General features: G+C 57.9%; 23 protein-coding genes. 9 read left to right on the top strand and 14 right to left on the bottom strand.

Features of this window, described 5'->3' with window-relative positions:
- Nucleotides 1–7 precede the first annotated feature (7 nt).
- Genes AO268_RS31760 through AO268_RS31740 form a run of 5 tightly spaced genes read left to right on the top strand, consistent with a single transcriptional unit; the run spans nt 8 to nt 5,060 of the window.
- Nucleotides 8–1,762 (top strand): bifunctional alpha/beta hydrolase/class I SAM-dependent methyltransferase, encoded by a 1,755-nt coding sequence (locus AO268_RS31760; protein ID WP_099170867.1) that lies wholly within the window; start codon nt 8–10, stop codon nt 1,760–1,762.
- A 2-nt stretch (nt 1,763–1,764) separates the two neighbouring features.
- Nucleotides 1,765–3,063: a phosphatase PAP2/dual specificity phosphatase family protein gene (locus AO268_RS31755; protein WP_076963058.1), complete on the top strand. Its 1,299-nt coding sequence runs from the start codon at nt 1,765–1,767 to the stop codon at nt 3,061–3,063.
- Nucleotides 3,053–3,496 (top strand): hypothetical protein, encoded by a 444-nt coding sequence (locus AO268_RS31750; RefSeq protein WP_076963057.1) that lies wholly within the window; start codon nt 3,053–3,055, stop codon nt 3,494–3,496. Before AO268_RS31755 ends, AO268_RS31750 begins: the two co-directional genes overlap by 11 nt.
- Before the next feature lie 9 nt (nt 3,497–3,505).
- Nucleotides 3,506–4,126, top strand: coding sequence for a lysophospholipid acyltransferase family protein (locus AO268_RS31745; protein WP_076963056.1), 621 nt, complete (start codon nt 3,506–3,508; stop codon nt 4,124–4,126).
- A gap of 1 nt (nt 4,127) precedes the next feature.
- Nucleotides 4,128–5,060 (top strand): phosphatidate cytidylyltransferase, encoded by a 933-nt coding sequence (locus tag AO268_RS31740; protein WP_076963055.1) that lies wholly within the window; start codon nt 4,128–4,130, stop codon nt 5,058–5,060.
- Nucleotides 5,061–5,140: 80 nt separating this feature from the next.
- Here AO268_RS31740 and AO268_RS31735 read toward each other — a convergent pair whose 3' ends face one another.
- Genes AO268_RS31735 through AO268_RS31705 form a run of 7 tightly spaced genes read right to left on the bottom strand, consistent with a single transcriptional unit; the run spans nt 5,141 to nt 13,325 of the window.
- Nucleotides 5,141–8,317, bottom strand: coding sequence for a hypothetical protein (locus AO268_RS31735; protein ID WP_099170866.1), 3,177 nt, complete (start codon nt 8,315–8,317; stop codon nt 5,141–5,143).
- Nucleotides 8,318–8,332: 15 nt separating this feature from the next.
- Complete coding sequence (locus AO268_RS31730) at nt 8,333–9,139, bottom strand: glycosyltransferase family 2 protein (RefSeq protein ID WP_099170865.1); 807 nt, start codon at nt 9,137–9,139, stop codon at nt 8,333–8,335.
- A gap of 12 nt (nt 9,140–9,151) precedes the next feature.
- Complete coding sequence (locus tag AO268_RS31725; protein WP_070996626.1) at nt 9,152–9,508, bottom strand: SMR family transporter; 357 nt, start codon at nt 9,506–9,508, stop codon at nt 9,152–9,154.
- 2 nt (nt 9,509–9,510) lie between these two features.
- Nucleotides 9,511–10,344 carry a sugar phosphate isomerase/epimerase family protein gene (locus AO268_RS31720; RefSeq protein WP_099170864.1) on the bottom strand — a complete coding sequence of 278 codons (834 nt, stop codon included), beginning with the start codon at nt 10,342–10,344 and terminating at the stop codon, nt 9,511–9,513.
- Nucleotides 10,341–11,126: an NAD(P)-dependent oxidoreductase gene (locus AO268_RS31715; protein WP_099170863.1), complete on the bottom strand. Its 786-nt coding sequence runs from the start codon at nt 11,124–11,126 to the stop codon at nt 10,341–10,343. Before AO268_RS31715 ends, AO268_RS31720 begins: the two co-directional genes overlap by 4 nt.
- Nucleotides 11,127–11,151: 25 nt before the next feature.
- Nucleotides 11,152–12,300 (bottom strand): FAD-dependent oxidoreductase, encoded by a 1,149-nt coding sequence (locus AO268_RS31710; RefSeq protein WP_099170862.1) that lies wholly within the window; start codon nt 12,298–12,300, stop codon nt 11,152–11,154.
- Nucleotides 12,300–13,325, bottom strand: a complete 1,026-nt coding sequence (locus AO268_RS31705) for a glycosyltransferase (RefSeq protein WP_099170861.1) — start codon at nt 13,323–13,325, stop codon at nt 12,300–12,302. The genes AO268_RS31710 and AO268_RS31705 overlap by 1 nt, the downstream gene beginning before the upstream one ends.
- Nucleotides 13,326–14,079: 754 nt before the next feature.
- Here AO268_RS31705 and AO268_RS31700 point away from each other — a divergent pair.
- The gene (locus AO268_RS31700) at nt 14,080–15,048 is read left to right on the top strand and encodes a bifunctional GNAT family N-acetyltransferase/nucleoside diphosphate kinase regulator (protein ID WP_169866709.1); all 969 of its coding nucleotides are present in this window, start codon (nt 14,080–14,082) and stop codon (nt 15,046–15,048) included.
- 90 nt (nt 15,049–15,138) lie between these two features.
- Here the strand turns inward: AO268_RS31700 and AO268_RS31695 are convergent, their stop codons facing one another.
- Nucleotides 15,139–15,675 (bottom strand): TetR/AcrR family transcriptional regulator, encoded by a 537-nt coding sequence (locus tag AO268_RS31695; RefSeq protein ID WP_232243963.1) that lies wholly within the window; start codon nt 15,673–15,675, stop codon nt 15,139–15,141.
- A 212-nt stretch (nt 15,676–15,887) separates the two neighbouring features.
- Between AO268_RS31695 and AO268_RS31690 the strand changes: the two genes are divergently transcribed.
- The 3 genes from AO268_RS31690 to AO268_RS31680 all read left to right on the top strand — a co-directional run bounded on the left by AO268_RS31690 (nt 15,888) and on the right by AO268_RS31680 (nt 19,023).
- Complete coding sequence (locus AO268_RS31690) at nt 15,888–17,066, top strand: MFS transporter (protein WP_099170859.1); 1,179 nt, start codon at nt 15,888–15,890, stop codon at nt 17,064–17,066.
- A gap of 160 nt (nt 17,067–17,226) precedes the next feature.
- Nucleotides 17,227–18,174 (top strand): alpha/beta fold hydrolase, encoded by a 948-nt coding sequence (locus tag AO268_RS31685; RefSeq protein ID WP_076963052.1) that lies wholly within the window; start codon nt 17,227–17,229, stop codon nt 18,172–18,174.
- Between the two features lie 105 nt (nt 18,175–18,279).
- On the top strand, nt 18,280–19,023 hold the full coding sequence (locus tag AO268_RS31680) for a 3-oxoacyl-ACP reductase family protein (protein WP_076963051.1): 744 nt from the start codon (nt 18,280–18,282) through the stop codon (nt 19,021–19,023).
- Between the two features lie 160 nt (nt 19,024–19,183).
- Here AO268_RS31680 and glmS read toward each other — a convergent pair whose 3' ends face one another.
- The 6 genes from glmS to atpG all read right to left on the bottom strand — a co-directional run bounded on the left by glmS (nt 19,184) and on the right by atpG (nt 26,239).
- Nucleotides 19,184–21,016, bottom strand: coding sequence for a glutamine--fructose-6-phosphate transaminase (isomerizing) (gene glmS / locus AO268_RS31675; RefSeq protein WP_099170858.1), 1,833 nt, complete (start codon nt 21,014–21,016; stop codon nt 19,184–19,186).
- A gap of 10 nt (nt 21,017–21,026) precedes the next feature.
- Nucleotides 21,027–21,794: a DeoR/GlpR family DNA-binding transcription regulator gene (locus AO268_RS31670; protein ID WP_076964405.1), complete on the bottom strand. Its 768-nt coding sequence runs from the start codon at nt 21,792–21,794 to the stop codon at nt 21,027–21,029.
- 228 nt (nt 21,795–22,022) lie between these two features.
- Nucleotides 22,023–23,390 carry a bifunctional UDP-N-acetylglucosamine diphosphorylase/glucosamine-1-phosphate N-acetyltransferase GlmU gene (gene glmU, locus AO268_RS31665; RefSeq protein ID WP_099170857.1) on the bottom strand — a complete coding sequence of 456 codons (1,368 nt, stop codon included), beginning with the start codon at nt 23,388–23,390 and terminating at the stop codon, nt 22,023–22,025.
- Nucleotides 23,391–23,513: 123 nt separating this feature from the next.
- A complete protein-coding gene (locus tag AO268_RS31655) occupies nt 23,514–23,930 on the bottom strand; it encodes a F0F1 ATP synthase subunit epsilon (protein WP_099170855.1) in 417 nt (138 codons plus the stop codon).
- A gap of 44 nt (nt 23,931–23,974) precedes the next feature.
- Entirely contained in the window at nt 23,975–25,351 is a 1,377-nt protein-coding gene (gene atpD / locus AO268_RS31650; protein ID WP_015886645.1) for a F0F1 ATP synthase subunit beta, read from the bottom strand.
- Nucleotides 25,352–25,378: 27 nt separating this feature from the next.
- Nucleotides 25,379–26,239 (bottom strand): F0F1 ATP synthase subunit gamma, encoded by an 861-nt coding sequence (atpG, locus tag AO268_RS31645; protein WP_029290134.1) that lies wholly within the window; start codon nt 26,237–26,239, stop codon nt 25,379–25,381.
- Nucleotides 26,240–26,279: the final 40 nt, after the last annotated feature.

Here is a 26,279-nt window from a genome sequence, read left to right as displayed (position 1 = left end):
TCTTGCGATGCGCGAACAGCAACAGCACACCTTCAGCACCCATGATGGCGTAGAGCTTTTCTATCGGCATTGGCCCGCGACCACCGCCACCGGGCCCGAGCCACGCCAGGCGATCCTGCTGTTCCATCGGGGCCACGAGCATTCCGGGCGCATTGCACACCTGGTGGATGAACTGGACCTGCCGCACTTCGATTTCTTCGCCTGGGACGCCCGTGGCCACGGCCAGTCCCCCGGCGAGCGTGGCGACAGCCCAAGCTTTGCCACCAGCGCGCGGGATGTGCAGACCTTCTGCGACCATATCGGCAGCGCCTATGGCATCGCGCCAGACAACCTCGCCGTCATCGCCCAAAGCGTCGGCGCGGTGATCGCCGCCACCTGGGTCCATGACTACGCGCCGAACATCCGCGCCCTGGTGCTTGCCTCCCCGGCCTTCAAGGTCAAGCTCTACGTGCCCTTCGCCCGCCCGGGCCTGGCGTTGATGCGGCGCTTTCGCGGCAACTTTTTCGTCAACAGCTACGTCAAGGCCAAGTTCCTCAGCCATGACCCCGAGCGTGTCGCGTCCTATGACACTGACCCGCTGATCACCAAGGCGATCTCGGTGAATGTGCTGCTGGGCCTGTACGAAGCGGCCGACCGCGTAGTCGCCGATGCCCAGGCCATCCAGGTGCCGACCCAACTGCTGATCTCCGGCTCGGACTTTGTGGTGCATCGCAAACCCCAGCAACAGTTCTTCGAGCGCCTTGGCAGCCTGAAAAAGGAACTGCACATCCTCCCCGGCTTTTTCCACGACACCCTCGGCGAACGTGAGCGCGCCGTGGCGTTGGCCAGCGCCAGGCGTTTTATCCTGCAAAACTTTGCCCACCCGCTGGACCGCGCCAGCCTGCTGGATGCCGACAAGCTCGGCGCGACCTGCGCCGAATCCGAAGCCCTCGCCGCGCCGCTGCCGCGCAACTCGTTGCGCGACCTGTACTGGCGCATGACCCGCGCCAGCATGGGCCTGGGCCGCCAATTGTCCGAGGGGGTGAAGCTGGGCTTCGACACCGGTTTCGACTCGGGCAGCACCCTGGACTACGTGTACCGCAATACCCCCACCGGTAAGGGCGCGCTAGGGCGGATGATCGATACCAACTACCTGAACTCCATTGGCTGGCGCGGGATCCGCCAGCGCAAGCTGCATGCCGAAGAGTTGCTGCGCCTGGCCATGACCCAGCTGCGGGACGACGGGCGCGAGGTGCGTATCGTCGACATCGCCGCAGGGCACGGTCGGTACATTCTGGAAGCCTTGCAGGGCGTTTCCCCACTGCCGGAATCGATCCTGTTGCGCGACTACAGCGATATCAACGTGCGCGACGGTGGCGCGCTGATTCGCGAGAAAGGCCTGGGGGATATTGCGCAGTTCGTCAAAGGCGATGCCTTCGACCGGGCCGACCTGGCGGCACTGGCGCCCAAGCCGACGCTGGCGGTGGTGTCCGGGCTGTATGAGCTGTTTGCCGACAACGCTATGGTCGCAGGTTCCCTCGCTGGCCTGGCCGAAGCCGTGGAGCCCGGTGGCTACCTGGTGTACACCGGCCAACCGTGGCACCCGCAACTGGAACTGATCGCCCGTGCCCTGACCAGCCATCGCCAGGGCCAGGCCTGGGTGATGCGCCGTCGCAGCCAGGCGGAAATGGATCAACTGGTGGCAGCGGCGGGCTTTCGCAAGATCACCCAGCGTGTGGATGAGTGGGGCATTTTCAGCGTATCGCTGGCGCAGAAGATCTGACCATGCGCGAACCGGGCCTCTTCAAACCCGCGTTGCTGTGGCTGCTGCTGTTGGCGCCGCTGTTTTTCAGCACCTACGGCTTTGCCACCTGGGTCACCAGCCAGCGCAGCGACGTCGGCACGTTGGTGTTCGGCTGGGAAACCCATATGCCGTTCTGGGCCTGGACCATCGTGCCCTATTGGTCGATCGACCTGCTCTACGGTTTCTCCCTGTTGCTGCCCAACAGCCGCCATGAGCTCAAGCAACATGCCCTGCGCCTGCTCAGTGCTCAGGTGATTGCCGTAAGTTGCTTCCTGCTCTGGCCGTTGCGCTTCACCTTTGAGCGGCCGGAAATGGACGGCGTGTTCGGTTGGCTGTTCGCGGTGCTGGCGGGGTTCGACAAACCGTTCAACCAGGCGCCGTCGCTGCATATCGCTTTGCTGGTGATCCTGTGGGTCATGTACCAGCGGCATAGCCAAGGCCTGTGGCGCTGGCTGGTGCATGGCTGGTTCGCGCTGATTGGTATCTCGGTGCTGACCACTTACCAACATCACTTTATCGACTTACCCACAGGCGCCCTGGCCGGCTGGCTGTGTGTGTGGCTCTGGCCGGTGGATCATCCAAGCCCGCTGCTGAATGCGCGGCTGGCCAAAGACCCGAAACGCTGGCGCCTGGGGTTGCGTTACGCACTGGGCGCCCTGGGGCTGGCGATAGCCGCCTTTACCGGGGGCGGCGCCTGGTTATGGCTGCTGTGGCCTGCCGTCGCGGTGTTGCTGGTGGCACTCAACTATTGGCTGCTGGGCGCCGCAGGCTTTCAGAAACGCGCCGATGGCCGCCTCAGCCCGGCAGCACGCTGGCTGTATGCGCCTTATCTCGCGGCGGCGTGGCTCAACTCGCGGCTATGGACGCGCAAGCATCCGCAGCCAGACCGGGTTGTGGATAACGTGTGGCTGGGGCGGATTCCGACGCCAGCGCAGCTGAATTCATTCAGTGCCGTGGTCGATCTGTGTGCCGAACTGCCTATTTATCCACAGGGCCGCGCATACCATGCCCTGCCCGTCCTCGACCTGACCGCCCCTACACCTGCGCAGTGCCTGGAAGCGGCCCAAGCCATTGAGCGCTTGCGCGAACACGGGCCGTTGCTGGTGTGCTGCGCCCTTGGCTACTCCCGCAGCGCCAGCGCCGTGGCGGCCTGGCTGCTGCACAGCGGGCGCGCCAGCACAGTGGATGAAGCGCTGGCTATTATTCGTACAGCACGACCGGATGTGGTCCTGCACGCCAATCATCGTCAAGCCTTGGGAGCACTGCCTTATGCCCGCTGATATGCAACTCCAGGTGGTCGCCAGCCTGCTACGCCGAGGCCGCTCCCTGGATCAGTTATCCACAGGCCTGACCCTGCTCGGGGTGCTGTTTGGCCTGGCGCAATGGTTGATGGTCAGCATCACGCCGATCTGCCTGCTGCTGAGCCTGTGGATGATTATCCTCGGACTGCTGCAAAAGTACTGGGCACTACGGGTGGCCTTCGACGCCGATCTGTTTGCGCTGATGGCCAAGGACATAGAACGTACCGGCGAGCTGGACCAGACCCTACAGACCCTGGGCCTGCAACCCGCCAACCGCCCCAGCCGGCCCTGGACCGAACGCCGGCGTGGCGCCCTCAAGTTACTGCGCAAACAGGCTTACCTGCTGGGCGCGCAAGTGTTACTGACATTGGCCGTCATCCTGGCCAGCCCGTGGCTGCCCTTCGCCGGATAAGGAATCCTCATGCTCGAACCCCTGGTCGCGACCCTGATTACCTCCATGGCCCGCACAGTAACCGGCGCCCGCAGCCTGTGGCTGGGCTGCGCCCCGGAACCCGTGCAGCGCATCTATTTTGCCAACCACAGCAGCCACGGCGACTTCGTGCTGCTGTGGGCGTCGTTGCCGCAAAACCTGCGCAAAGCCACGCGCCCGGTGGCCGGCACCGACTACTGGAACAAGAGTGCACTGCGCCGCTACATCATCAACCGGGTGTTCAACGGCGTGCTGATCGACCGCGAACGCAAAGACCCTGTGGACAACCCGTTGCAACCGATGCTCGAAGCCCTGGAGCACGGCGACTCGCTGATCATATTCCCCGAAGGCACGCGCAACCTGGAAGATGGCCTGTTGCCTTTCAAGAGTGGCCTGTATCACCTGGCAAAAAGTTATCCACAGGCACAACTGATCCCGGTGTGGATCGCCAACCTCAACCGTGTGATGCCCAAGGGCCGTGTGCTGCCGCTGCCGCTGTTGTGCACCACCAGTTTTGGCGCACCGCTGCAGCTTGCAGACGGTGAAGACAAAACCCTGTTTCTCGCCCGCAGCCGCGACGCCCTGCTCGCCCTCGCCCCGGAGCCTTCCTGACATGGATAGCCAAACCCTGATGTTGTTCGGCGGCATCGGCCTGATCCTGGTGCTCGCCTCGTTGATCGGCCTGATCCTCAAGCTGCGCACCCGTGGCACACCCAACGCGGTGATCGACAACCTCAACGCCCGCATCAATGCCTGGTGGGTGATGGTGGTGATGATCGGCATCGCCTTCTGGCTCGGCACCGGCGCGGTAATCCTGCTGTTCTACGCCGTATCGTTCTACGCCCTGCGCGAATTCCTCACCCTCACACCCACTCGCCGCAGCGACTACCCGGCACTGGTCGCCGCGTTCTACCTGGCGCTGCCCCTGCAATACCTGCTGATCTACTTTGACTGGTACGGCCTGTTCTCGATCTTTATCCCGGTCTACGTGTTCCTGCTGCTGCCCATCCTGGCCTCGCTGGGCGGCGACAGCACGCACTTCCTGGAACGAGCGTCGAAAGTGCAGTGGGGGCTGATGATCGCGGTGTTCTGCGTGTCCTTCGTGCCTGCGCTGCTGACCCTCGATATCGTCGGCTACGAGGGCCGCAACCTGCTGCTGATCGCCTACCTGGTGATCGTGGTGCAGCTCTCGGATGTATTGCAGTACGTGTGCGGCAAACTGTTCGGCAAACACAAGATCGCGCCCAACCTGTCACCGTCGAAAACCGTCGAAGGCTTTGTCGGCGGGATCCTGCTGTCCTCCCTGATCGGCGCAGCGCTGTGGTGGACCACCCCGTTCAACCCCTGGCAGTCCTTCCTGATTGCACTGCTGATCAACCTGCTGGGTTTTGCCGGCGGGATTGTGATGTCGGCGATCAAGCGCGACCGAGGCGTGAAGGACTGGGGACATATGATCGAAGGACACGGCGGGATGCTGGATCGGCTGGATTCGGTGTGTTTTGCGGCGCCGATTTTCTTTCATCTGGTGCGTTATTGGTGGACCTGAGTAGCACCCCACCGTACTGAAACGACAAGACCCGATGTCCGCCAGGGACATCGGGTCTTGTGGGTTGCGAGCACCTTATATCAGTGCTGTCGCTGGTAGAGCCCCAGGTTATCGACCTTGAAACTGCTGCAAGCGCCGGCATTGTCCAGATCAATCCGGATACCCTTCACATGCTGCAACATCAACCAACGCGGTGATGCATCCAGTGGCACGATCAACGTCCCGTCCTCTGCATTGAAACGGACACTGGAGGCCTCGAACGGCCCTTGCTGCCCATCACCCCACCAGAACACCTGCATACGCGGCTCGGCGGCGCGGCCTGAGCAGCGGAACTCGAACTTGAGCAGGCCTGCGTCGTGACCAGAGATCTTCAGAGCAGAGAGGTCGAAACTCATGGATGGATCTGCGCCCTCAACCCGATACGCCTCCTCTTGCACCGCTAATTGATTGAGGCTTGGGTTCAAGTCATCCAGTGATTTGACCCTTGTCATTTTTTTATCCAAGGACGCTTGGGAACGCCCCCATGCCACTGGGATTTTTTGCAACTCAGCTTGCCCAAAAGCCGTCTGTAACAAAGCTGTCTTGTATTCAGCAAGCTCACGAGCATCTGTTTTGAGTAGTGTCACTGAGCTTTTTGAACCTGTAGAAGAAACCTCAAGTGGAGGTCCTTCCAGCCAAACACTCTGCCCCGCGACATCAACACGCACGACACGACGTACATCACCTGAGTGCGTACGAACTTCATCGCCCACCTTGATCAGGCTTACCAGCGCAGGATCCTCTACATACGCTGCCGCTGCATTACGGTGCACCCCGCGCAGCCAGTGAACGTCCGTAAAGTCCATCAGAGGAATATCAATCTGCAGTGATTGAGCTTCGACACTGCCTTTTTTGTAACCCAGAATGAAACCATTTACATACGCAGGATCATAATGATCAACAATAAAACGATACAAGTAAGGATTACGCAGAGCTAGCCCGCCGCCATCATGGATAACATTCACACCCTCCAGTAATGCAACGGTCGGCAGACTTCCTTTCAATGTATCGATGGCCCGCTGTTGCTGGGCGGGCGAAACCATATTATAGGCCGCAGTTACCGGTAAGAGCGGTCGATAACCTAGATAAAAGTACTGCGCGTTACGCGACGTCAGGTCCAGGTAAGTCTCACCCGCTGGCACATGCTCAGCCAAAACTTTCGACAGGCTGGTTAATCTCACCCAGTGTTCTTCCTGAACGGAAGCACGCCCGAGGTTAGGCAATCCAGCACTTGGACCATCTCGCAGTACGGGTGTAGCAATAGTTGCAGCCGTGGATTGGATTAGATTGTTGATCGCTGTCGTAAACGGGGCAAAACCCAAAACCGAACTTATGCTCGCAACAATTACTATCATCATCACCCGGGTACCAGAGTCGAGGACTCTCCACACGGCAACCGGTAACAGGATTGCCCAACCCAGACTCGCGGCAAGTCCCGGTCGGGACATCGCGCCAGGATCGATACGCCCCATTGAGTAGGGAATCAACAACAAAACGAAAAACAACACAATAACCAAGGGAAAAACAGCGACAGCACGACGATTGGCGTCTTTGCACCAACCATATATAAGCAGTAGGCAAACCAGAGGAATAGCGACCCAGGACATGCGGACAACTTCAAAAACGAAACCTCGCTGCCCACCGGCAACCCAACTCAGACTCCATGGAATACCGTAGGCAACTTGGTTGATAGGACCGTTTTCCAACACATAACGAATCGCCCCCAACAACATTGAACCGATGGGGGTGACTAAGCCCACAACCAGAATCACTACAGCCATCGCAATAACCCCGGTCAGAGGCTCTGTCTTACGATTCTGCCAAACTCGCCAGGCAAAATAGGCCGCCATCAGGCCGCTCGCCGCCGCCAGCAGCAGCCCTTGCGGCGGAACCCCCAATACCGCTATTGGCGCAGTCACCATCCACACCATAAGCCAGTGAGTGGGTCGTATATACAGTCTTGGGCTTAACCAAAGGCATAGAAATGGCGTCAAATACAGCCAGCTCAAGTTCCCAAACAGGCAGAAAATTGAAATGAATGCAAAGCCAATACTACGAGTGAAATAATACAGTGACAGGAAGGAGGCGAACGCTAGGACAGCAAAGGCAAGATTACCTACTTGGGCGATGGTGCCTGCCGATCCGTCATAAAAAGCAAATGACAAAAACTGTGTAAAGTCGTCACCAATAATGCCATGCGCTGGAATATAACCAATATATGGTACGACCCCATGAAGATATGACCACCACCCCAGCATGCTCTCGCCAAAATGGTAATCATCAGGACTAACAACCGGAAAAATCGTATTCCCTGCTTTTAATGCAAGCAATAATCCAAAAAAAGCAACGGGTGAAAATAGTGCGGATAAATCCTGGGACAGAGAGTATTTTTTAAAACGCTTGATAACATCGATGATGGCCCAGGCAATCATGCCAACCAGCAAAACTTTCAACCACACACTAGTATCATATTTTGAAACACTACCGTTCGGTTCTTGAAGCCTTGCGGGGTACAGCACCAAGTAAAACGTAGAAAGCCCCAGTTGAACAATAAGCAGTAACTTGGAAACGTTTCGCGAAAAACCTTTAGGGCTCCAGATCGCATAAATAAGGCCTGCTACCCATCCTAGCGCTGCGATGACGTATCCAAGGCGCGACAGTCGGGTGAGATCAATATCCGATGCCATCGCCGCCGGGGCCCGACCAAGCACTAGTGCAAGCTCTGGTTTTACAAGCGCCAGCAAAAGAATACCCAACGCGCCCACACTATAGATGCGGGGGTTGACATCAATACCCCTTAAAGCACTCGCCGTTGCGGCCAGGGCGATAAAAGTAATTCCGGAAATTGAGCCATAGAAAATCCGTGAATCTTTCTGCTCAAAAAAAACAAAAGACGCAATGGCAGCAATCGCAGGAAGTGACCACCATAAATATTGGCTGGAAAGTTCAAGTGCAGAATCAGTTCCGAATAATCTTTTCTGCCGCTCTATTGTCGAGGCTAAAAACAAAAACGCACATACAAAGGCAACAAGAAAAGCAGGAACAGCAACAAGGTCCTGAAATTTTGTCTGCGCCGACCACGTGACACTCCCGACGACAAAATCCGCATACTTTGGCGCGACTGCAACGTCAAGGCAGAACACTAAAGCCAGCGCCGAAAAAATTAAAGCAGCCAGTGCGCAAGAAACCCTTTCATTCATTTCCAAATGCTTGAACATTTCACTACCAGATCTTTAGTTGTACTTGCCAAAACAGGCTCGGAACAATACAGCCAGCACCGAAAGGTTGCCTTTTACGCTACTGATCTTCGTAGGGACTTCACCTTGGGGGTAGCGACGCACCGTCGCCAGTTCCACGCAGCGATAGCCCAACTTCGGCGCGCGATACGACAGGTAGGCAAGCAGCTCATAGGTATTGAACACATCACGGAAGATCGCCATCTTCGGATCAATCAGCATCTTGCGGCTGTAGGCGCGAAAGCCCTGGGTGGTATCGGTCCACTTGAAGCCTGAAAACAGGCTCAGCATCGGTGCATGGATAAAACGGATCGCAAAATCACGGGACATTGGGGTGTTCTCAGCGACACCGCCCTCGACAAAACGCGAAGCCTGGACAAAATCCACACCCTGCTTGAGCGCTTCGATAAAGCGTGGGATGGCCTCTGGATCATCCTTGTCGTTGCCATCGATGGTCACGATACCCTCGTAGCCCTGGTCCAGCGCAAAGGCATAGGCGCAGCGCAACTGCGCGCTCAACTTGCCCGGGGCAGTCTTGACCAGCAGGCCACGCACACCCACCTGTTGCAGGGATTGCAACTCGAGGGAGCCGTCAGAGCTGCCACCATCGACGATGATGATGTCGGCCATGTCTGCGATGTTGAACGCCGCCATACGGGCGAGCAGGTTCTTGATCCGCTCACCTTCGTTGATGACCGGAATGACCACGCACCAAGGGTGCTGGCGACCCAGCCAGAGTGGCGTGTCAAAGGACGGAACCTGCCAGCCGGCACGTACATCGGGAGCAATATCAGAAGAAGTCATTTTTAATTTCCATCAAACGACGCGAGCTGTGATCAGCCCTACGCCAGCAATAACCAGGGCGATGCCGACTCCAGTGGTCCAGTGGAAGGACTCACGGAAAAACAGCAGTGAAAACAAGGCGACCGTCGCGATAGCCCCGGCCGTCAGGACCGGGTGGGCCACGTTCAGCGGCAAACGGGCCAATGCCGCGGCATAGAGCAGAAACGCAGCGCCATACAGGCCCAGCCCGACCCAGAACGGCCAGTTGCTGAGAGCCGCCATCGGGTCGCTCAAGGAAGGGAATTTGCGTGGGGGCATCATCGCCATCTTCACCAGGACGCTGGCAGAGGCGTTCGACAAGATACCCAGGATCAAGATGATCCATTTCATGCTCATGCCGTCACCTCGTCGAAGCCGCGGTAGTGCTGGCGGGCAACCTGCAGCGCACGCTCGATCGATTGCGTATGGGCTTCGGTCTTGGTCGCCACCATCTCAATGGTGACCACATGCCCGGGCAAGTAGTGGGCTACGGCACGTGCCATTTTTTCATGGTCAGTACCGCCGTCACCCAGCGGGAGCAAGTCTGGTTCACTGGCGTGGATATGCCCGATCAACTCGGCACAGTCCTCAAGCACGGTGAATGGGTCTTCACCGTTGATCGCAAGCGCCCCGGTATCCAGTTGCATACGGATCGCCGGGTGATCGATGGCCCGCACCACCACTGCCGTTTCCGCGCTGGTGGTCATGAAGTTCGCCCCGTAGCAGGTGGGGTTGGGCTCCAGGCAGATCGTCACACCGCTCGCCTGGGCGATATCGCCCAATTGCCGGAAGAACGCCACAGCGCCATCCTGCGCCTGCTGGTCGGTCAAACCACTGCGATCACGGTTCTTTGGCGAGCCAAACACAATCCGTGTTGCACCCAGGCCTGCGCCAATGCGGCACACACCCGCCAGGTGTTGCAGCAAGGCCGCCTGGCTTTGCACGGAGCCGAAGACATTCAGGCCAGTAGTGCCGAACAACAGTGCCTGCATGCCGGTCAGTGCGATGCCGCGCTGCGCCCACCAGTCCTTGACCCGCGCAATCTCTGCGTCCGTGGCCTTGGCAGGCTCCGGGAAGTATTTGCCCGGTGCTATATCAATCGCATCCACGGCAAAACGCGCAAGCAGCTCAGCGATGACTTCGTCCTCGGTGGTCTCCCACGCGATATTAGAAATCGCCAGCCTCATGCCTGTGCTCCCGATGCGGCCTTGAGCGGCTCCGATTGCGCATAGGCCCGTACAGCCTGCACGGTTTCGCGAGCACTGTACTGATAGCGCCCAGTGCCACCAAACAGCTGCGCATGCTTGGTCTGCATGTCATAGGTAGCCGCCGCATTGGCCAGGGTATTGGTGAAAGGCTTGCCGAAACCCTTTTGCGAAATATCGGCGACACTCACTGCCTGCGCGGTCAGGTGGACCAGCTTGAGCCCCGCATCGAGTGCAATCTGGATGTCGTACCACAAGTTGATCATCGGGTAGAACTGGAACACGCCCCGGCTATCAATCGCCTGGAGGTTGTTGTCGTTGAGGAAGTCAAAAATCACGTTCTTGCGCAACCCAGGGCCGACGAGCCCCGGTAGGCGAACGATCAAGTGATTCGGAAAATGACTTTCAACGAAGGTTTCCAGCAGCCGACGGTGCAGGCCATAGGCATGCAGGCCGGACTCATCGACCGGGGTGTCTTCATCAACGCCGATAGGGCTTTTGAACACATCCACTGTGCTGATCAGCACGAAGGTCTTGCACTGGATAGTTTTCAGGTGGGCGATCAGTGCTTCGATCTTCTGGCGGTCGGCCTCAGGCTCGCGGTTGGCAATCCATTTTTGCGCCGGCGCGCCGGCACAGACCACAAGGTCAAAGGATTTGCCTTCTATCTCACCGATGTTGGTGGACCGGTACAAGTCCTCGAAAGAAGCCTGTTTAAGAAGCGTGCCCCCGACAAACCCGGAGAAACCAATAAGCGAATTCATCTTTTTCCGCTCCAAACCTGAAGTTTTATTGACCTTGATGGGAAAAATTCTCGGTATCGAGTTTTTCAAGCACATCGTAAATGTTGTCTATCTTCCCACCCAGCACAGAGAAGCAACCTGGCAGTTCGGCATGCTTCTCGAACAGAATCGGGCGTCCATCATCCCCTTCGTTCTTCACCAGGATGGTCTTGACCTCGAACAGCGAATCCTTGTGTTGGGCCTTGAGGACTTCGGGGATATAGCGCCCGACGTCCCTGACCATACGATCGACCCGCGTATCGCGCTCATAAAGCCGCAGCTTTTCATAAGGGTCGAGGCCTTTTTCATCGTTCCAGTGCAAATGCGGCGTATAGCGGACATGGGACAACGTATGCAGCCCACGAGCAGGGAATGGCATCAGTGAAAAGAACGGCCCATCCATCACCGTGACGCCTAACCCCTCAAGGGATTCGGGCATCTGCATCAAGGCCATTTCCGTGATCTCTTGCTTGAGGCCGGTACTGACCCCCGCGAAATCACCTGCAAACTGATTGAGGCCACTGTACGTGCAGTTGAAGACATATCGACAGGTCGTCAGTACCTGCTCACCCTGAGCGTTTTGAGTGACCACCTGCAAAGGCGACTCAATGCCCTTGGAAATCGAGGTGACCCGTGTCTGGTAGCGGATCTGCACGCCGCTTTCTGCCAGCTCACGAGTCGCCCACGCTGCCAGGAGGGTGGTATCGAACGCATACTCTTCGACCAGAAACACTTCTTCGATCAATCGTGGCTCAAATAAGCTGCGCAGCGCTGGATCGGCGGGCTTGAGGTCGGCACCGATATCGCGGCAAAAGCGCTCGAACTGTTTGGCCGTGACCTTGGAGTTACGACGGGCAATGGCGTACAGCTTGGTAAAGTCCTGCTTGACCACTTGCGGCCAGTCCTGGACAAACCTGGGCAAGTTTACCCGGCTGCGATAGGCCGTGGTGAAACTACGCGGGTAGTGGTAGCCGTTATGCACACGCGCCTGGTTGTTGTAACTGGCGCGCCTCATCAATGCAGGCTCGCGCTCTACCAAAAGGATCCGTTTGAGGCCCCGTTGCTTGGCCAGGTAGACCGCAATCGCTGCACCGTAAAACCCCCCACCGATAATGACGGCATCCTGCTCAGGCTGGCTGGCTTGGGCGCTCGACATCAGGAAACTCGTTCGGAGGGCTGAGCCTTGGGCGCGACCGGACCAGGTGCTGCCTCTTCAATGTTCAGCTTCTCGCGCCGGGTCATGCGGGCGCTGGTGAACTCCTGGCCTACATGATAGAGCGGCCCTTCATTCGACAGGCTGGCCATGTTGAGGATGTATTCACCCAGCACCAGCAACACCAGTGAAATCAGGAAAAACATACCCGACTGCTGCAGCGAGAAACTGATCCAGCCAGGTGCTACATCAGCCTTGAAGATACCCACCGAGATCACATAGACGCAGTACACCAGGTTGGCAACCGCGCCAAACAGCGAAAGGTAGGTCACCAGGCGCATAGGCGCGCGCGTAGTGGAAACCAGCAAGCGCACGCCGCGATCAATACTGTCGCCCAGGCGCTTGGGGCTGGAAGCCTGGGGCACGGCGCTGTACTTGAGGTAGGCTCGGGCAAAACCACCGGTGGCCGGCAGATGGCGGTATGTCATCGAAGGCTGGGGGTGCTGCAGGATGAAGTTGATCACGCGCTTGCTGAGGATGCGGTACTGAGGCGCTTCCTTGGCGAGATGGACCCCATTGAAGCGGTTGTACATGCTGTGGAACACCGCATTGGCCCAACGATAGGCCAGGCTCTGGGTGCTTTTTTGTTCGTTGTGGGCAAATACGACATCGGCGCCGCTGACGGCTTGATCAAGCATCTGCGGGACGAAGTTGATGTCGTCCACCAACGGATCGATGACGGCGACATAATCACCCAAGGCGTTTTCCAGGCCGACCCAGGACGCGGTGTCGGTGTCCACTTCCTTGGTCAATGCATAGACCTGCAAGTTGGCCAGGCCTTTCTCGCTCGTCAGGCCCTTCAAGACCATGACACTGTCATCATCGGAGGCGTTATCAACAACGATCAGCTCATAGTCACTGACAGTTTTTGCAATGACTTCGGCGGCTTCGGACAGTATTTTTTCAATTTTATCGCCCTGATTACGAACGACAAAAACGACAGATAAAAAACAGGGAAAATAAGCCATCACCAACTCTCGCAAAAATTAATTAAAAGACTGGATGAGTCGTTTATCCGAGACTGCCATATATAGCCGGAATGCCTCACACCGCTGACCGAGAGTTTCAGAGCCACAGGATCGTCACTGCCTAGAAGGGGTAGCCATTGCCAAACGTTCAAATCGCTCTTCCTTGAAGCTGTTGGCTCAAAACTCGCCAAAAACAGCAGCTACAGCCTGAAAAACCGGGGGCACGGCAAAATAGAAAAAAGCTATCGAAGCTAGCGCCAACCCAAAGTTGCGCAGGATCATAACACAAAAAAAGGCGCCTCAACGACGCCAAAATGGCATTATGCCAGCCTTGAGACCGGGATAATAAACACCTTGAGCCGTCGACTAAACCATCCTTTCAAAAGAGTTAGTTAATTAAAAAGTTGATTCATTTCTATTGTTTAATTCGGTCGGCCGTATTCTGCCAGGATAGGCTGTAGGCAGTTGATCTCAAATCAAGCACTAGGGCTTATCGGGATGACCAGCGCAAATAAAACATCCCGCGAAGGCATAGCCCTCGCAGGGTGTGGGGAAGATCAACTCACCGAGACTCCTGGAAGACTTGAAGTTGATCCTTTGAGTTTAGAAAATTAAAACTGTTGCCCCCAGTAATGACACGACATCCACGTACATTTGATGGAGCCGCTTGCGGCGAGCCTGGGTCGGACCAAGGGGCAGGATTCGGCATTACCCGCGTTATGTCTTAACATAGCCGGTTGCCGAAAGAACCGTCATGGCCATAGCCATGACAGGCTTCCATCCTTTTCGACTACAAATAAGTGTGCTGAAGATGAACAAGCCTTTCATTTCGCTGTGCCCTGAAATTACTCGGGCGCACGCGCTGACGCTGATGGATTGGTTGGAGGATGAGCGCGTCACCTGCTATCTGAGCGATTCGCGTCATGTCTCCCGCTCCATCGAGCAAGCCATCGATCGGACTCAATTGCCGATCCTGACCCATCTATTCAACCGGGGCGGTCGATTCTTCATGGCCTATGACCGGCATGACGCCCCGGTGGGCTTTGTCCGTCTAATCAAGACCGGCTCAGATTGCGAGATCGTCCTGGTCATCGGAGACAGCGACAAATGGGGCCGCAACCTTGGCGCCCGCACGATCCGTGAAGGCATGAAACTGGCGTTCCTCGACATGCGGGCCAAGAAGCTCATCGCCAAGATCCACCCGGACAACGCGCGCTCGCTGAAAGCCTTTCTGCGCAGCGGCTTTGTGCTTGAGAGCGAAACGCCGACATTGAAATCATTTTCCATGACGGCGGGGCGCTACCTCCAGTTCTTGCGCGAAGGCGCCTTTGGCGACTCCACCAGGATCTACATCACTGAAATCGACAAGGCCAGGCTCGAGAGCCTGATCGCGCTCGAGCAAGGCCCAGCCGTTATTGACCTCGAACATGAGCTTGAGCGTGCCATTGTCGTCAAGCCGCAGCAGGTGGCGTGCAATGTCGTCACGATGAACTCCAGGACCTTGCTGCAGCTGGACGAAGAAGAGATCGAAGTGGCCTTGGTCTACCCTGAAGACGCCGACAGCAATGCAGGGAAGCATTCCGTGTATTCCGACATCGGCGCCGCCATCCTCGGCTATCAGGAAGGGGACGCCATCGACTGGCGGATTTCTGATCGGACCCGCCGGATTGAGATCAGGAAAGTGCTTTACCAGCCGGAGGCTGCGGGCGATTTCCACCTGTAGCTCAGTGTTCGTCCATCAGGCGCGAGGTGCCCCCAAAGGACGGTGCCTCGCTTTCCGTGCCTGATGCGGACCGTCCGACTGGCACAACGGCTATTCCTGCGGCCAGGCGCGCATCGCAGTATCGACCACCGAATACAGTTGTTCCCGGGGAACCTGGTCTCGAGCCTGGATGCTCAGGCCAAACAGGACAGTGGAATAGAACACCGCCAACTCCTCGATCCGCTCGACCGGCAATTCACCATCAATTGCCCCTTGTTCCAGGCGCTGTCGAAACAACCGGACGGACTCCTTGCGCTGCTGGCACAGGGCATCTCGTACCGCCTTGCTCTCCGGGTTCCCGGACAAGGCTGCCAGCACAATCAGGCAGCCACGGGATTGCTGGTGGGTACAAAGCATGTCCACCGTTTCACGCAATAACCCGGCTATGCCTTCCCGGGCGGTGGCGGCGTTGCCCAGGGAGCCCTGGTGGTCCGGGCCATGCAAGAACAGGTAATGCGCCAGCGCCTCGCGAAACAGAACTTCCTTGTTGCCAAATGCCGAGTACAAGCTGGGAGTGCTGATGCCCATGGCGCCGGTCAGCAGTGTCAGGGATGCGCCGTCGTAGCCGTACTCCCAAAAAACCTCCATGGCCAAGGCCAGGGCCTTCTCCCTGTCAAAGGTCCGAGGTCTTCCGCGTATAGCCATCAGTAGCGCCCTCTAAATATATAAATATCGATCGATACAAATATACTTGACGCCGATCTTTTTTCAATTAGCATAGCGATCACTACGTAAATCGGCGATGCCCCGCCTTGCGCTAACCGCTCCAGGGGGCACTGGATTCCATCGAGGGTATTATCGTGTTGCTACCCATTTCATTGCTCGCCTCGGCAGCCTTTACCATTGTCACCACCGAATTCCTGATCATCGGCCTGCTTCCGCCGATGGCACGGGACCTGGGGATCAGCATTTCCCAGGCTGGGTTGCTGGTAAGCCTTTTCGCTTTTTCCGTCGCCATTTTTGGTCCTTTCCTCACCGCTGCCTTGAGCCATGTCGAACGCAAGCGATTATTCGTCGGTTGCCTGCTGATCTTTGCGGTGTCGAATGCAGTAGCCGCGTCAGCCAATAACCTTTGGGTCATGGCGCTCGCGCGTTTTTTCCCGGCCCTGGCGTTGCCGGTGTTCTGGGCCATGGCCAGTGAAGCGGCAGCCCAACTGGCCGGGCCAGCGAAGGCGGGAAGGGCCGTATCGTGGGTGTTTTTTGGTGTGGTAGCGGCCACTGTACTGGGCATACCTCTCGGCACCTTGATCTCGGATGCCTGGGGTTGGCGGACTGCGTTCGCGATCCTGGCAGTGATGTCCTTCGCCAAGGCCATTCTGTTGCTGTTGCTGCCACGCATGGAGGGGCATGCCGTCCTGTCGATGCGTCAGCAGGTCCGGGTGTTGCGCAGTCCCTGGGTGCTTGGGCATCTGCTGCTATCGCTGCTGGTTTTTACCGCGATGTTCACCACCTACACCTATTTGGCCGACATTCTCGAACGCCTCGCCGGCTTCAATGGTGCGCTTGTCGGCTGGACGCTCATGGGGTTTGGCCTGGTGGGGCTGATTGGCAACTGGCTGGGAGGCAAGTTCGTGGACCATAGCCCGTTGGGCGCGACGCTGGTGTTTGCTCTGATGATGGCGGTCGGCTTGAGTTCATTGACGCTGGTCATCCATGACGCCTGGATGCTGATGGCCAGCCTGGTGGTATGGGGCGTTGCCCAGGCGGCTCTGTTTATCGTCGGGCAAGTAAGGGTCATGAAGTCCGCGCCACAAGCGCCGGCCTTCGCGGCCTCCCTGAATGTATCGGCTTGCAATGTGGGGATCGGTCTAGGGGCCGTGGCCGGAGGGCTGGTGATAAAGAGTGGCGGGTTGTCTCTGCTCGGTTGGGTAGGGGCTGCACTGAGCCTGGTGGCCGCGGTGGTTGCTCTGCTGCTTTTCGTCCTGTCGGATGACAAAAAGCCAGGTGTATCGACGGTTACTGTCAATATCGGACATTGATAAAAGAGTCATTGACTGGAACCCGTCAAGTTGTCGGTTCGATAAGGCAATAAATATAGGGAGCGACAAGTATCTGTTGCAGCATTGGTCGGTCGTGTCGTTGGCGCTACAAACTTTCTGATACTGAAAGTTTTCAATTAAACACTAAAGAGGAAGTTCCATGAAAACATCTATTAAGGGTGTGCTGGCTGCTGTCGCCTTGAGTTTTTCAGGATGGGCCCTGGCGGAAACCGAGTTTCCGCTGCCGCCGGGATTTAAAAGTGAGTACAAGGAAGTCGATGGCGTGAAGATGCATTACGTTACCGGTGGCAGTGGCCCCCTGGTCATGCTGGTGCATGGCTTTGGCCAGACCTGGTACGAATGGCATCAATTGATGCCTGAACTGGCGCGCAACTTCACGGTGGTCGCTCCCGATCTTCCTGGGCTAGGGCAGTCCGAGCCGCCCAAGGCTTACTCCGGGGAGGACGTAGCACCCTATTTGTACAAGCTCGCTAAAAACTTCAGCCCGGATAAGCCTTTTAATCTTGTCGCCCATGACATTGGTATCTGGAACACGTATCCGATGGTGGTCAAGAACCAGGCAGATATTGCCAAACTGGTCTATATGGAAGCCCCCATTCCAGATGCCAAAGCCTATGACTTTCCGGCCTTCACGCCCGAAGGCGAGTCGCTGGTCTGGCACTTCAGCTTCTTCGCGGCCAATGGGAAGCTGGCTGAAACCCTGATCACCGGCAAGGAAAAGTTCTTTCTCAGTCATTTCATCAAGTCCCACGGTACGAATACGAGTGTGTTCACCGAGAAGTTGCTGGACCTGTATGCCAAGTCTTATTCCAAGCCACATAGCCTGAATGCCTCCTTTGAATACTATCGGGCCCTGAACAAGAGCATTGAACAAAACATCAAGTTGTCGAAAACCAAGTTGACGATGCCGACCATGGCGCTAAGCGGTGGTGGTCACGGTGGTATGGGGCAGTTTCAGATCGATCAGATGAAAGAATATGCAAATGATGTAGAGGGCCACATTCTTCCTGGCTGTGGCCACTGGTTGCCAGAAGAGTGCGCGGCGCCCATGAATGAGTTGGTGGTGAAGTTTCTTAATAAGAAATAAACAATCTATTCGTTCGCCGCAAAGTTTTATCCAAGAGAAGGCTGTTGTTGCTTCGGGAGATGTATTCAGCATGAAAAAGTTGATCTCAATAACTGGAGAGTTCCCATGAGTAAAAAATTGACCGGTAAGCGAGTCCTGGTCACGGGGGGTAGTCGTGGTATTGGAGCCGCCATTGTGCTGCGGCTTGCCGAAGAAGGTGCCGATGTAGCATTGACCTATGTGAGTCAACGCGAAAGCGCGGAAAAGACGGCCACGCTTGCCCGTGAACGGGGTGTCAGGGCCGTGGTCATCCAGGCCGACAGCGCCGAGCCGCAGAGTGTCATCGCGGCGGTCGAACAGACGGTCGCTGCCCTGGGCGGTATCGATATCCTGGTGAACAACGCCGGGGTGGCTGTGATAGCACCTATCGAGCATCTTTCCCTGGAGAGTTTCGATCAGGTCCTGGCGGTCAATGTCCGCGCGGTCTTCGTCGCCACTCAGGCGGCAATCAAGCACATGCCCGAGGGTGGCCGTGTGATCAATATCGGCAGTTGCAATGCCGAGCGCATGCCTTTCCAGGGGGGCGCGGCTTATGCCATGAGCAAGTCCGCCCTGGTCGGCCTGGTCAAAGGACTGGCCCGCGACCTGGGGCCCCGAGGTATTACGATCAACAACGTCCAGCCCGGTCCGGTGGCTACGGACATGAACCCCGAGGATGGCGAGTTCTCAGGGTTCATGAGAGAGCAAATGGCCTTGGATCGTTTCAGTCGCCCAGAGGAAATAGCGGCGTTTGTGGCATACCTGGCAGGCGAGGAGTCCGGTTTTATCACTGGAGCAAGCCTGACCATCGATGGTGGGTTCACCGCTTGATCGAGGGTGTCGTCCTGGTCCCTGCGATGCGCAGGCGGCTCTCGCCTCCGTAGCAGGGGGAGCTTAACGGCGCCGCCACGTTTGCGGCGCCTTCAACGTTCCCTGCGAAGGCGCCAGCGACAGATTCGTAGTTTCAGCCCTTTCTCATGACCGGTAGACGTTACTCAACCGTCACCGACTTGGCCAAATTACGCGGCTGGTCAACGTCGGTGCCCTTGAGCACGGCCACGTAATACGACAGCAACTGCAGCGGGATGGTGTAGAGGATCGGCGACAGGGTGTCGTGGATGTGCGGCATGTTGATGACGTGGGTGCCTTCGCCGTTGGTCATGGCGGCCTTTTCGTCGGCGAACACGATCAGTTGGCCGCCACGGGCACGTACTTCCTGCAGATTGGACTTGAGCTTCTCCAGCAGTTCGTTGTTCGGCGCCACGGTGACCACGGGCATGTCGTCGTCCACCAAGGCCAATGGACCGTGCTTGAGTTCACCGGCCGGGTAGGCTTCGGCGTGGATATAGGAGATTTCCTTGAGTTTCAGGGAGCCTTCCATCGCCACTGGGTATTGCGCGCCACGGCCGAGGAACAGGGTGTGGTTCTTGTCGGCAAACAGCTCGGCGACTTTCTCTACGGTGCTGTCCATGGCCAGGGCTTCGCCCAGGCGGGTGGGCAGGCGGCGCAGTTCTTCGACCAGGGTGGCCTCCACGCCTGCGGCCAATGTGCCGCGCACCTGCCCCAGGGACAGGGTCAGCAGCAGCAGCCCCACCAATTGGGTGGTGAAGGCCTTGGTGGAGGCTACGCCGATTTCGCGACCGGCCTGGGTCAGCAGGGTCAGGTCGGACTCACGCACCAGGGAGCTGATGCTCACGTTGCAGATCGCCAGGCTCGCCAGGTAGCCCAATTCTTTGGCATTGCGCAGGGCAGCCAGGGTGTCGGCAGTCTCGCCGGACTGGGAGATGGTGACGAACAGGGTGTCGGGCTGCACTACCACCTTGCGGTAGCGGAACTCGCTGGCCACTTCGACCTGGCACGGGATGCCGGCCAGTTCTTCGAGCCAGTAACGCGCGACCATGCCGGCGTGGTAGCTGGTGCCACAGGCGACGATCTGCACATTGCGCACTTTGGCGAACAGCTCGGCGGCTTGCGGACCGAACGCATTAACCAGTACTTGCTTGTCGCCAAGGCGACCTTCCAGGGTGCGCTGCACCACGGCCGGTTGCTCGTGGATTTCCTTGAGCATGAAGTGGCGGAACGCGCCCTTGTCGGCGGCTTCGGCACCATCGCGGTACTGCACCGCTTCGCGCTCGACGGAGTTGCCGTTGACGTCCCAGATCGCCACGCTTTCACGGCGGATATCGGCGATATCGCCTTCTTCCAGGTACATGAAGCGGTCGGTGACCTGGCGCAGGGCCAGTTGGTCGGAAGCGAGGAAGTTCTCCCCCAGGCCCAGGCCGATCACCAGCGGGCTGCCACTGCGGGCGGCAACTACGCGGTCCGGTTGGCTGGCGCTGATCACCGCCAGGCCGTAGGCGCCATGCAGCTCCTTGACCGTGGCCTTGAGGGCGGTGGTCAGATCGCTGTGGTCCTTGAGCTTGTGGTTGAGCAGGTGGGCGATAACTTCAGTGTCGGTGTCCGAGGTAAAGACGTAGCCCAGGCCCTTGAGTTGTTCGCGCAGCACTTCGTGGTTTTCGATGATGCCGTTGTGCACCACCGCAATATCACCGGAGAAGTGTGGGTGTGCATTGCGCTCGCACGGTGCCCCGTGGGTCGCCCAGCGGGTGTGGGCGATGCCCAGGCGGCCCGCCAGGGGCTCACCGGCCAGAGCCTGTTCCAATTCGCTGACCTTGCCTGGGCGACGCATGCGCTCAAGCTTGCCCGCGTTGCTGAAGACCGCCACGCCGGCACTGTCGTAGCCACGGTATTCCAGGCGCTTGAGGCCTTCGAGCAAAATGGCGGTAACGTTTCGTTCAGCGACTGCGCCTACAATTCCACACATGGTTTCTCTCCTAGATGACTGCCGCGCAAATCAGCGTAATGCCGCGGGCTTGAATCTGGTCGCGGGCCTCAAGCGGCAGGCGATCATCAGTAATAAGGGTATGGACGCTGCTCCAGGGCAGTTCCAGGTTGGGGATCTTGCGGCCAATCTTGTCGGACTCGACCATCACCACCACTTCACGGGCAACTTCGGCCATCACGCGGCTCAGGCCCAGCAATTCATTGAAGGTGGTGGTGCCGCGCTGCAGGTCGATGCCGTCGGCGCCGATGAACAGTTGGTCGAAGTCATAAGAGCGCAGCACCTGTTCGGCCACCTGCCCCTGGAACGAGTCCGAATGCGGGTCCCAGGTGCCCCCGGTCATCAACAGCACCGGCTCATGCTCCAGTTCACTCAGGGCACTGGCCACATGCAGGGAGTTGGTCATCACCACCAGGCCGGGCTGATGGCCCAGTTCGGGGATCATCGCGGCGGTGGTGCTGCCGCTGTCGATGATGATCCGTGCATGTTCACGCAGGCGTTTGACCGCCGCCCGGGCAATGGCGCGCTTGTGCACGGAAATGGGCTGGGCAGGATCGCCCACCAGCTCCTGGGGCATGGTGATTGCGCCACCGTAGCGGCGCAGCAGCAAGCCGTTGCTTTCCAGGGCGGCGAGGTCCTTGCGGATGGTCACTTCGGAGGTCTCGAAACGCTTGGCCAATTCATCCACGCTCACTTCACCCTGCTCGGTGAGCAAGGTGAGGATGTTGTGGCGTCGTTGTGGTGTATTTCGTTTCGACATGGTGATTATAAGTTTCGTTCCGAAAGATAACGAAGGCAATCAAAACCTATTGGCGGGAAGTCGTCAAGCGGCCGAATGAAATTTTGTTAAGGCCCCGATCAAAAAATGTGGGAGCTGGCTTGCCTGCGATAGCGGTGTATCAGTCGATGAAAACGTGACTGAAATATCGCTATCGCAGGCAAGCCAGCTCCCACATGGATGGGTGGTGCCTGGGAGGTTGTGGATAACTCAGGGCTTTTTGATTTTGACCGGGCGTTTCCAGCCGTCGATGTTGCGTTGGCGGGCCCGGGCCACACCCAGCTGCAAGTTATCCACATCCTGATTGATGGTGGAGCCAGCAGCCGTGCTGGCACCATCGCCCACTTTCACTGGGGCAACCAGCGAGTTGTTGGAGCCGATGAATACATCTTCACCCAGCACGGTCTGGTGCTTGTTGGCGCCATCGTAGTTGCAGGTGATGGTACCGGCGCCGATGTTGGTGCGCGCACCGATAACGGCATCGCCCAGGTAAGTCAGGTGACCAGCCTTGGCGCCCTCGCCCAGGTGGGCATTTTTCAGCTCAACAAAGTTACCCACATGGGCCTTGGCCTCCAGCACGCTTCCAGGACGCAACCGTGCGAACGGCCCGGCATCGCTGCCCTCGCCCATCACAGCGCCCTCTAAGTGACTGTTGGCCTTGACCACCACGCCTTTGCGCAGGGTGCTGTCCTTGATCACGCAGTTCGGACCAATCACCACGTCGTCTTCGATAATTACGCGGCCTTCGAGAATCACGTTGATATCGATCAGCACGTCGCGGCCCACGGTAACCTCACCGCGTACGTCGAAACGCGCCGGGTCACGCAGTGTCACGCCCTGCGCCATCAGGCGGCGGCCTTCGCGCAGCTGGTAGTGACGCTCCAGTTCCGCCAGTTGCTTGCGGTCGTTGGCGCCCTGCACTTCCATCGGGTCGTGGGGCTGCTCGGTGGCGACCAGCAGGCCGTCGCTGACGGCCATCTCGATGACGTCGGTGAGGTAGTACTCGCCCTGGACATTGTTATTCGACAAGCGACTCATCCAGTCTGCCAGGTGAGCCGCCGGCACCGCGAGAATCCCGGTATTGCCTTCGGTTATCGCCCGCTGGGCCTCGCTGGCATCTTTATGCTCGACGATGGCGGCGACCTTGCCGTCGGCATCGCGCACGATGCGGCCATAACCGGTGGGGTCGTCCAGTTCAACGGTGAGCAGGCCCATCTGGCCCGGCACTACGTGCTTGAGCAGGCGCTGCAGGGTTTGCACTTCGATCAGCGGCACATCCCCGTAGAGGATCAGCACGGTGTCGGCCTTGATGAACGGCACAGCTTGCGCGGTGGCATGACCGGTACCCAGTTGCTTGTCCTGCAATACGAAATTCAAGTCAGCGGCTGCCAGACGCTCACGCACCGCATCGGCACCATGGCCAATCACTACGTGAATACGCTGTGGGTCCAGTTGCCGGGCGCTGTGGATAACATGGCCCAGCATGGAGTTACCCGCAACCGGGTGCAGTACCTTGGGCAGGGCAGAACGCATGCGAGTGCCCTGGCCAGCGGCGAGAATGACGATTTCAAGAGACATGAATGGCTACCAATCCTGGGCGGTCCGGCTTCAGACCAAAGAAGTGTTTTGCAAAAAAAGAAAAAGGGTAGCCGAGGCTACCCTTTTTAATCAATCGCGCATGAAGCATGACGGCTTGGCCGCTTACTTCTTGCGGATCTGCTGGAGCGTGCGCAGCTGGGCTGCAGCCTCGGCCAGACGTACAGCAGCAGCGCTGTAGTCGAAGTCCGCACCTTTTTCGTGCAGAGCCTTCTCGGCAGCCTTGACGGCTTCCTGAGCGGAGGCTTCATCCAGGTCGCCAGCACGTTGCACGGTGTCGGCAAGAACCTTGACCATGTTCGGCTGAACTTCGAGGAAACCGCCAGAGATGTAGAACACCTCCTTTTCCCCGCCCTGCTTGGTCAGAGTAATCGGACCGGGCTTCAAGCTGGTGATCAGCGGTGTGTGGCCCAAGGCAATACCCAGGTCACCCAACTCGCCGTGTGCAATTACCATCTCTACCAGACCGGAGAAGATTTCCCCTTCCGCGCTGACGATATCGCAATGGACTGTCATAGCCATCTGATTGCCTCAACCTGATGAGCGCCCGTTGCCGGGCGCCTGGATTACAGTTTCTTGGCTTTCTCGATCGCTTCTTCGATGCCGCCGACCATGTAGAACGCTTGTTCTGGCAGGTGGTCGTAGTCACCGTTGAGGATGCCTTTGAAGCCAGCAATGGTGTCTTTCAGGGAAACGTATTTACCCGAGGCACCGGTGAAGACTTCAGCCACGAAGAACGGCTGCGACAAGAAGCGCTGGATCTTACGAGCGCGGGATACCAACTGCTTGTCGGTTTCCGACAGCTCGTCCATACCCAGGATCGCAATGATGTCCTTCAGCTCTTTGTAACGCTGCAGCACGTACTGAACGCCGCGAGCGGTGTCGTAGTGCTCCTGGCCGATCACGTTCGGGTCCAGCTGGCGCGAAGTCGAGTCCAGTGGATCGACCGCTGGGTAGATACCCAGGGAAGCGATGTCACGGGACAGTACGACGGTGGCGTCCAAGTGGGCGAAGGTGGTCGCAGGCGATGGGTCGGTCAAGTCATCCGCAGGTACGTATACCGCTTGGATCGAAGTGATCGAACCTTCCTTGGTCGAAGTGATACGTTCTTGCAGAACGCCCATCTCTTCAGCCAGGGTCGGCTGGTAACCTACTGCCGAAGGCATACGGCCCAGCAGTGCGGATACTTCAGTACCGGCCAAGGTGTAACGGTAGATGTTGTCGACGAACAGCAGAACGTCGTTACCTTCGTCACGGAACTTCTCGGCCATGGTCAGGCCAGTCAGTGCGACGCGCAGACGGTTACCCGGCGGCTCGTTCATCTGACCGTAGACCAGTGCCACTTTGTCCAGAACGTTGGAGTCCTTCATCTCGTGGTAGAAGTCGTTACCCTCACGGGTACGCTCACCCACACCGGCGAACACGGAATAACCGCTGTGCTCGATGGCGATGTTACGGATCAGTTCCATCATGTTTACGGTCTTGCCTACACCGGCACCACCGAACAGACCGACTTTACCGCCCTTGGCGAACGGGCAAACCAGGTCGATAACCTTGATGCCGGTTTCCAGCAGGTCGTTGCCGCCCGCTTGCTCGGCGAACGAAGGTGCTGGACGGTGAATGCCCCAGCGCTCTTCGGTATCGATCGGGCCAGCTTCGTCAATCGGGTTGCCCAGTACGTCCATGATCCGGCCCAGGGTCGCTTTACCGACCGGTACGGAAATGGCAGCGCCAGTGTCGACAACGTCCAGACCGCGCTTCAAGCCTTCGGTGGAACCCATCGCAATGGTACGAACTACGCCGTCGCCCAGCTGCTGCTGAACTTCCAGAGTAGTTTCCGCGCCTTGTACTTTCAGCGCGTTGTAGATGCTCGGTACGCTGTCGCGTGGGAATTCCACGTCGATAACGGCGCCGATGATTTGAACGATACGTCCGCTACTCATAGCTGGATCCTCTGAATATTTGAACCGTTAAACCGCGGCAGCGCCGCCGACGATTTCCGAGATCTCTTGGGTGATCGCAGCCTGACGCGCCTTGTTGTAGATCAGCTGCAAATCGCTGATCAGATCACCGGCGTTGTCGGTAGCGTTTTTCATCGCGATCATCCGCGCCGCTTGTTCAGCTGCGTTGTTCTCGACCACCGCCTGGTACACCTGCGACTCCACGTAGCGCACCATCAAGCCGTCTAGCAGCTCTTTGGCGTCTGGTTCGTAGAGGTAGTCCCAGTGGTGCTTGAGTTCCTGATCCGGGGTCGCCACCAGTGGAATCAATTGCTCCACGGTTGGCTGCTGGGTCATGGTGTTGATGAACTTGTTGGATACCACAGACAGGCGGTCAATCCGGCCTTCCAGGTACGCATCCAGCATCACCTTCACACTGCCGATCAAGTCATTGATCGACGGCTCTTCACCCAGGTGGCTGATAGCTGCAACGACGTTACCGCCGAAGTTGCGGAAAAAGGCCGCACCCTTGCTACCAACAACACACAGATCAATCTCGACGCCGTTTTCGCGGTTTACCGCCATGTCCTTGACCAGGGCCTTGAACAGGTTGGTATTCAAACCACCGCACAAACCACGGTCACTGCTCACTACCACATAACCTACACGCTTGACGGCGCGTTCGATCATGAACGGGTGGCGGTATTCCGGGTTGGCGTTGGCCAGATGCCCAATTACCTGGCGGATACGCTCCGCATAAGGACGGCTAGCCGACATGCGCATTTGTGCCTTGCGCATTTTGCTGACCGCCACTTTCTCCATGGCGCTGGTAATTTTTTGCGTGCTTTTGATGCTCGCAATCTTACTGCGAATCTCTTTTGCGCCTGCCATGTAACACCTATCAGGTTAGCAAGCGGGAGCCTTGCGGCTC

Origin of the sequence: Pseudomonas sp. ICMP 8385 (assembly GCF_002699915.1) — a bacterium.
Lineage (GTDB): Bacteria > Pseudomonadota > Gammaproteobacteria > Pseudomonadales > Pseudomonadaceae > Aquipseudomonas > Aquipseudomonas gessardii.
Note: the sequence above shows the minus strand (reverse complement) of the source record. Positions and strands in the feature narration are given on the sequence as shown.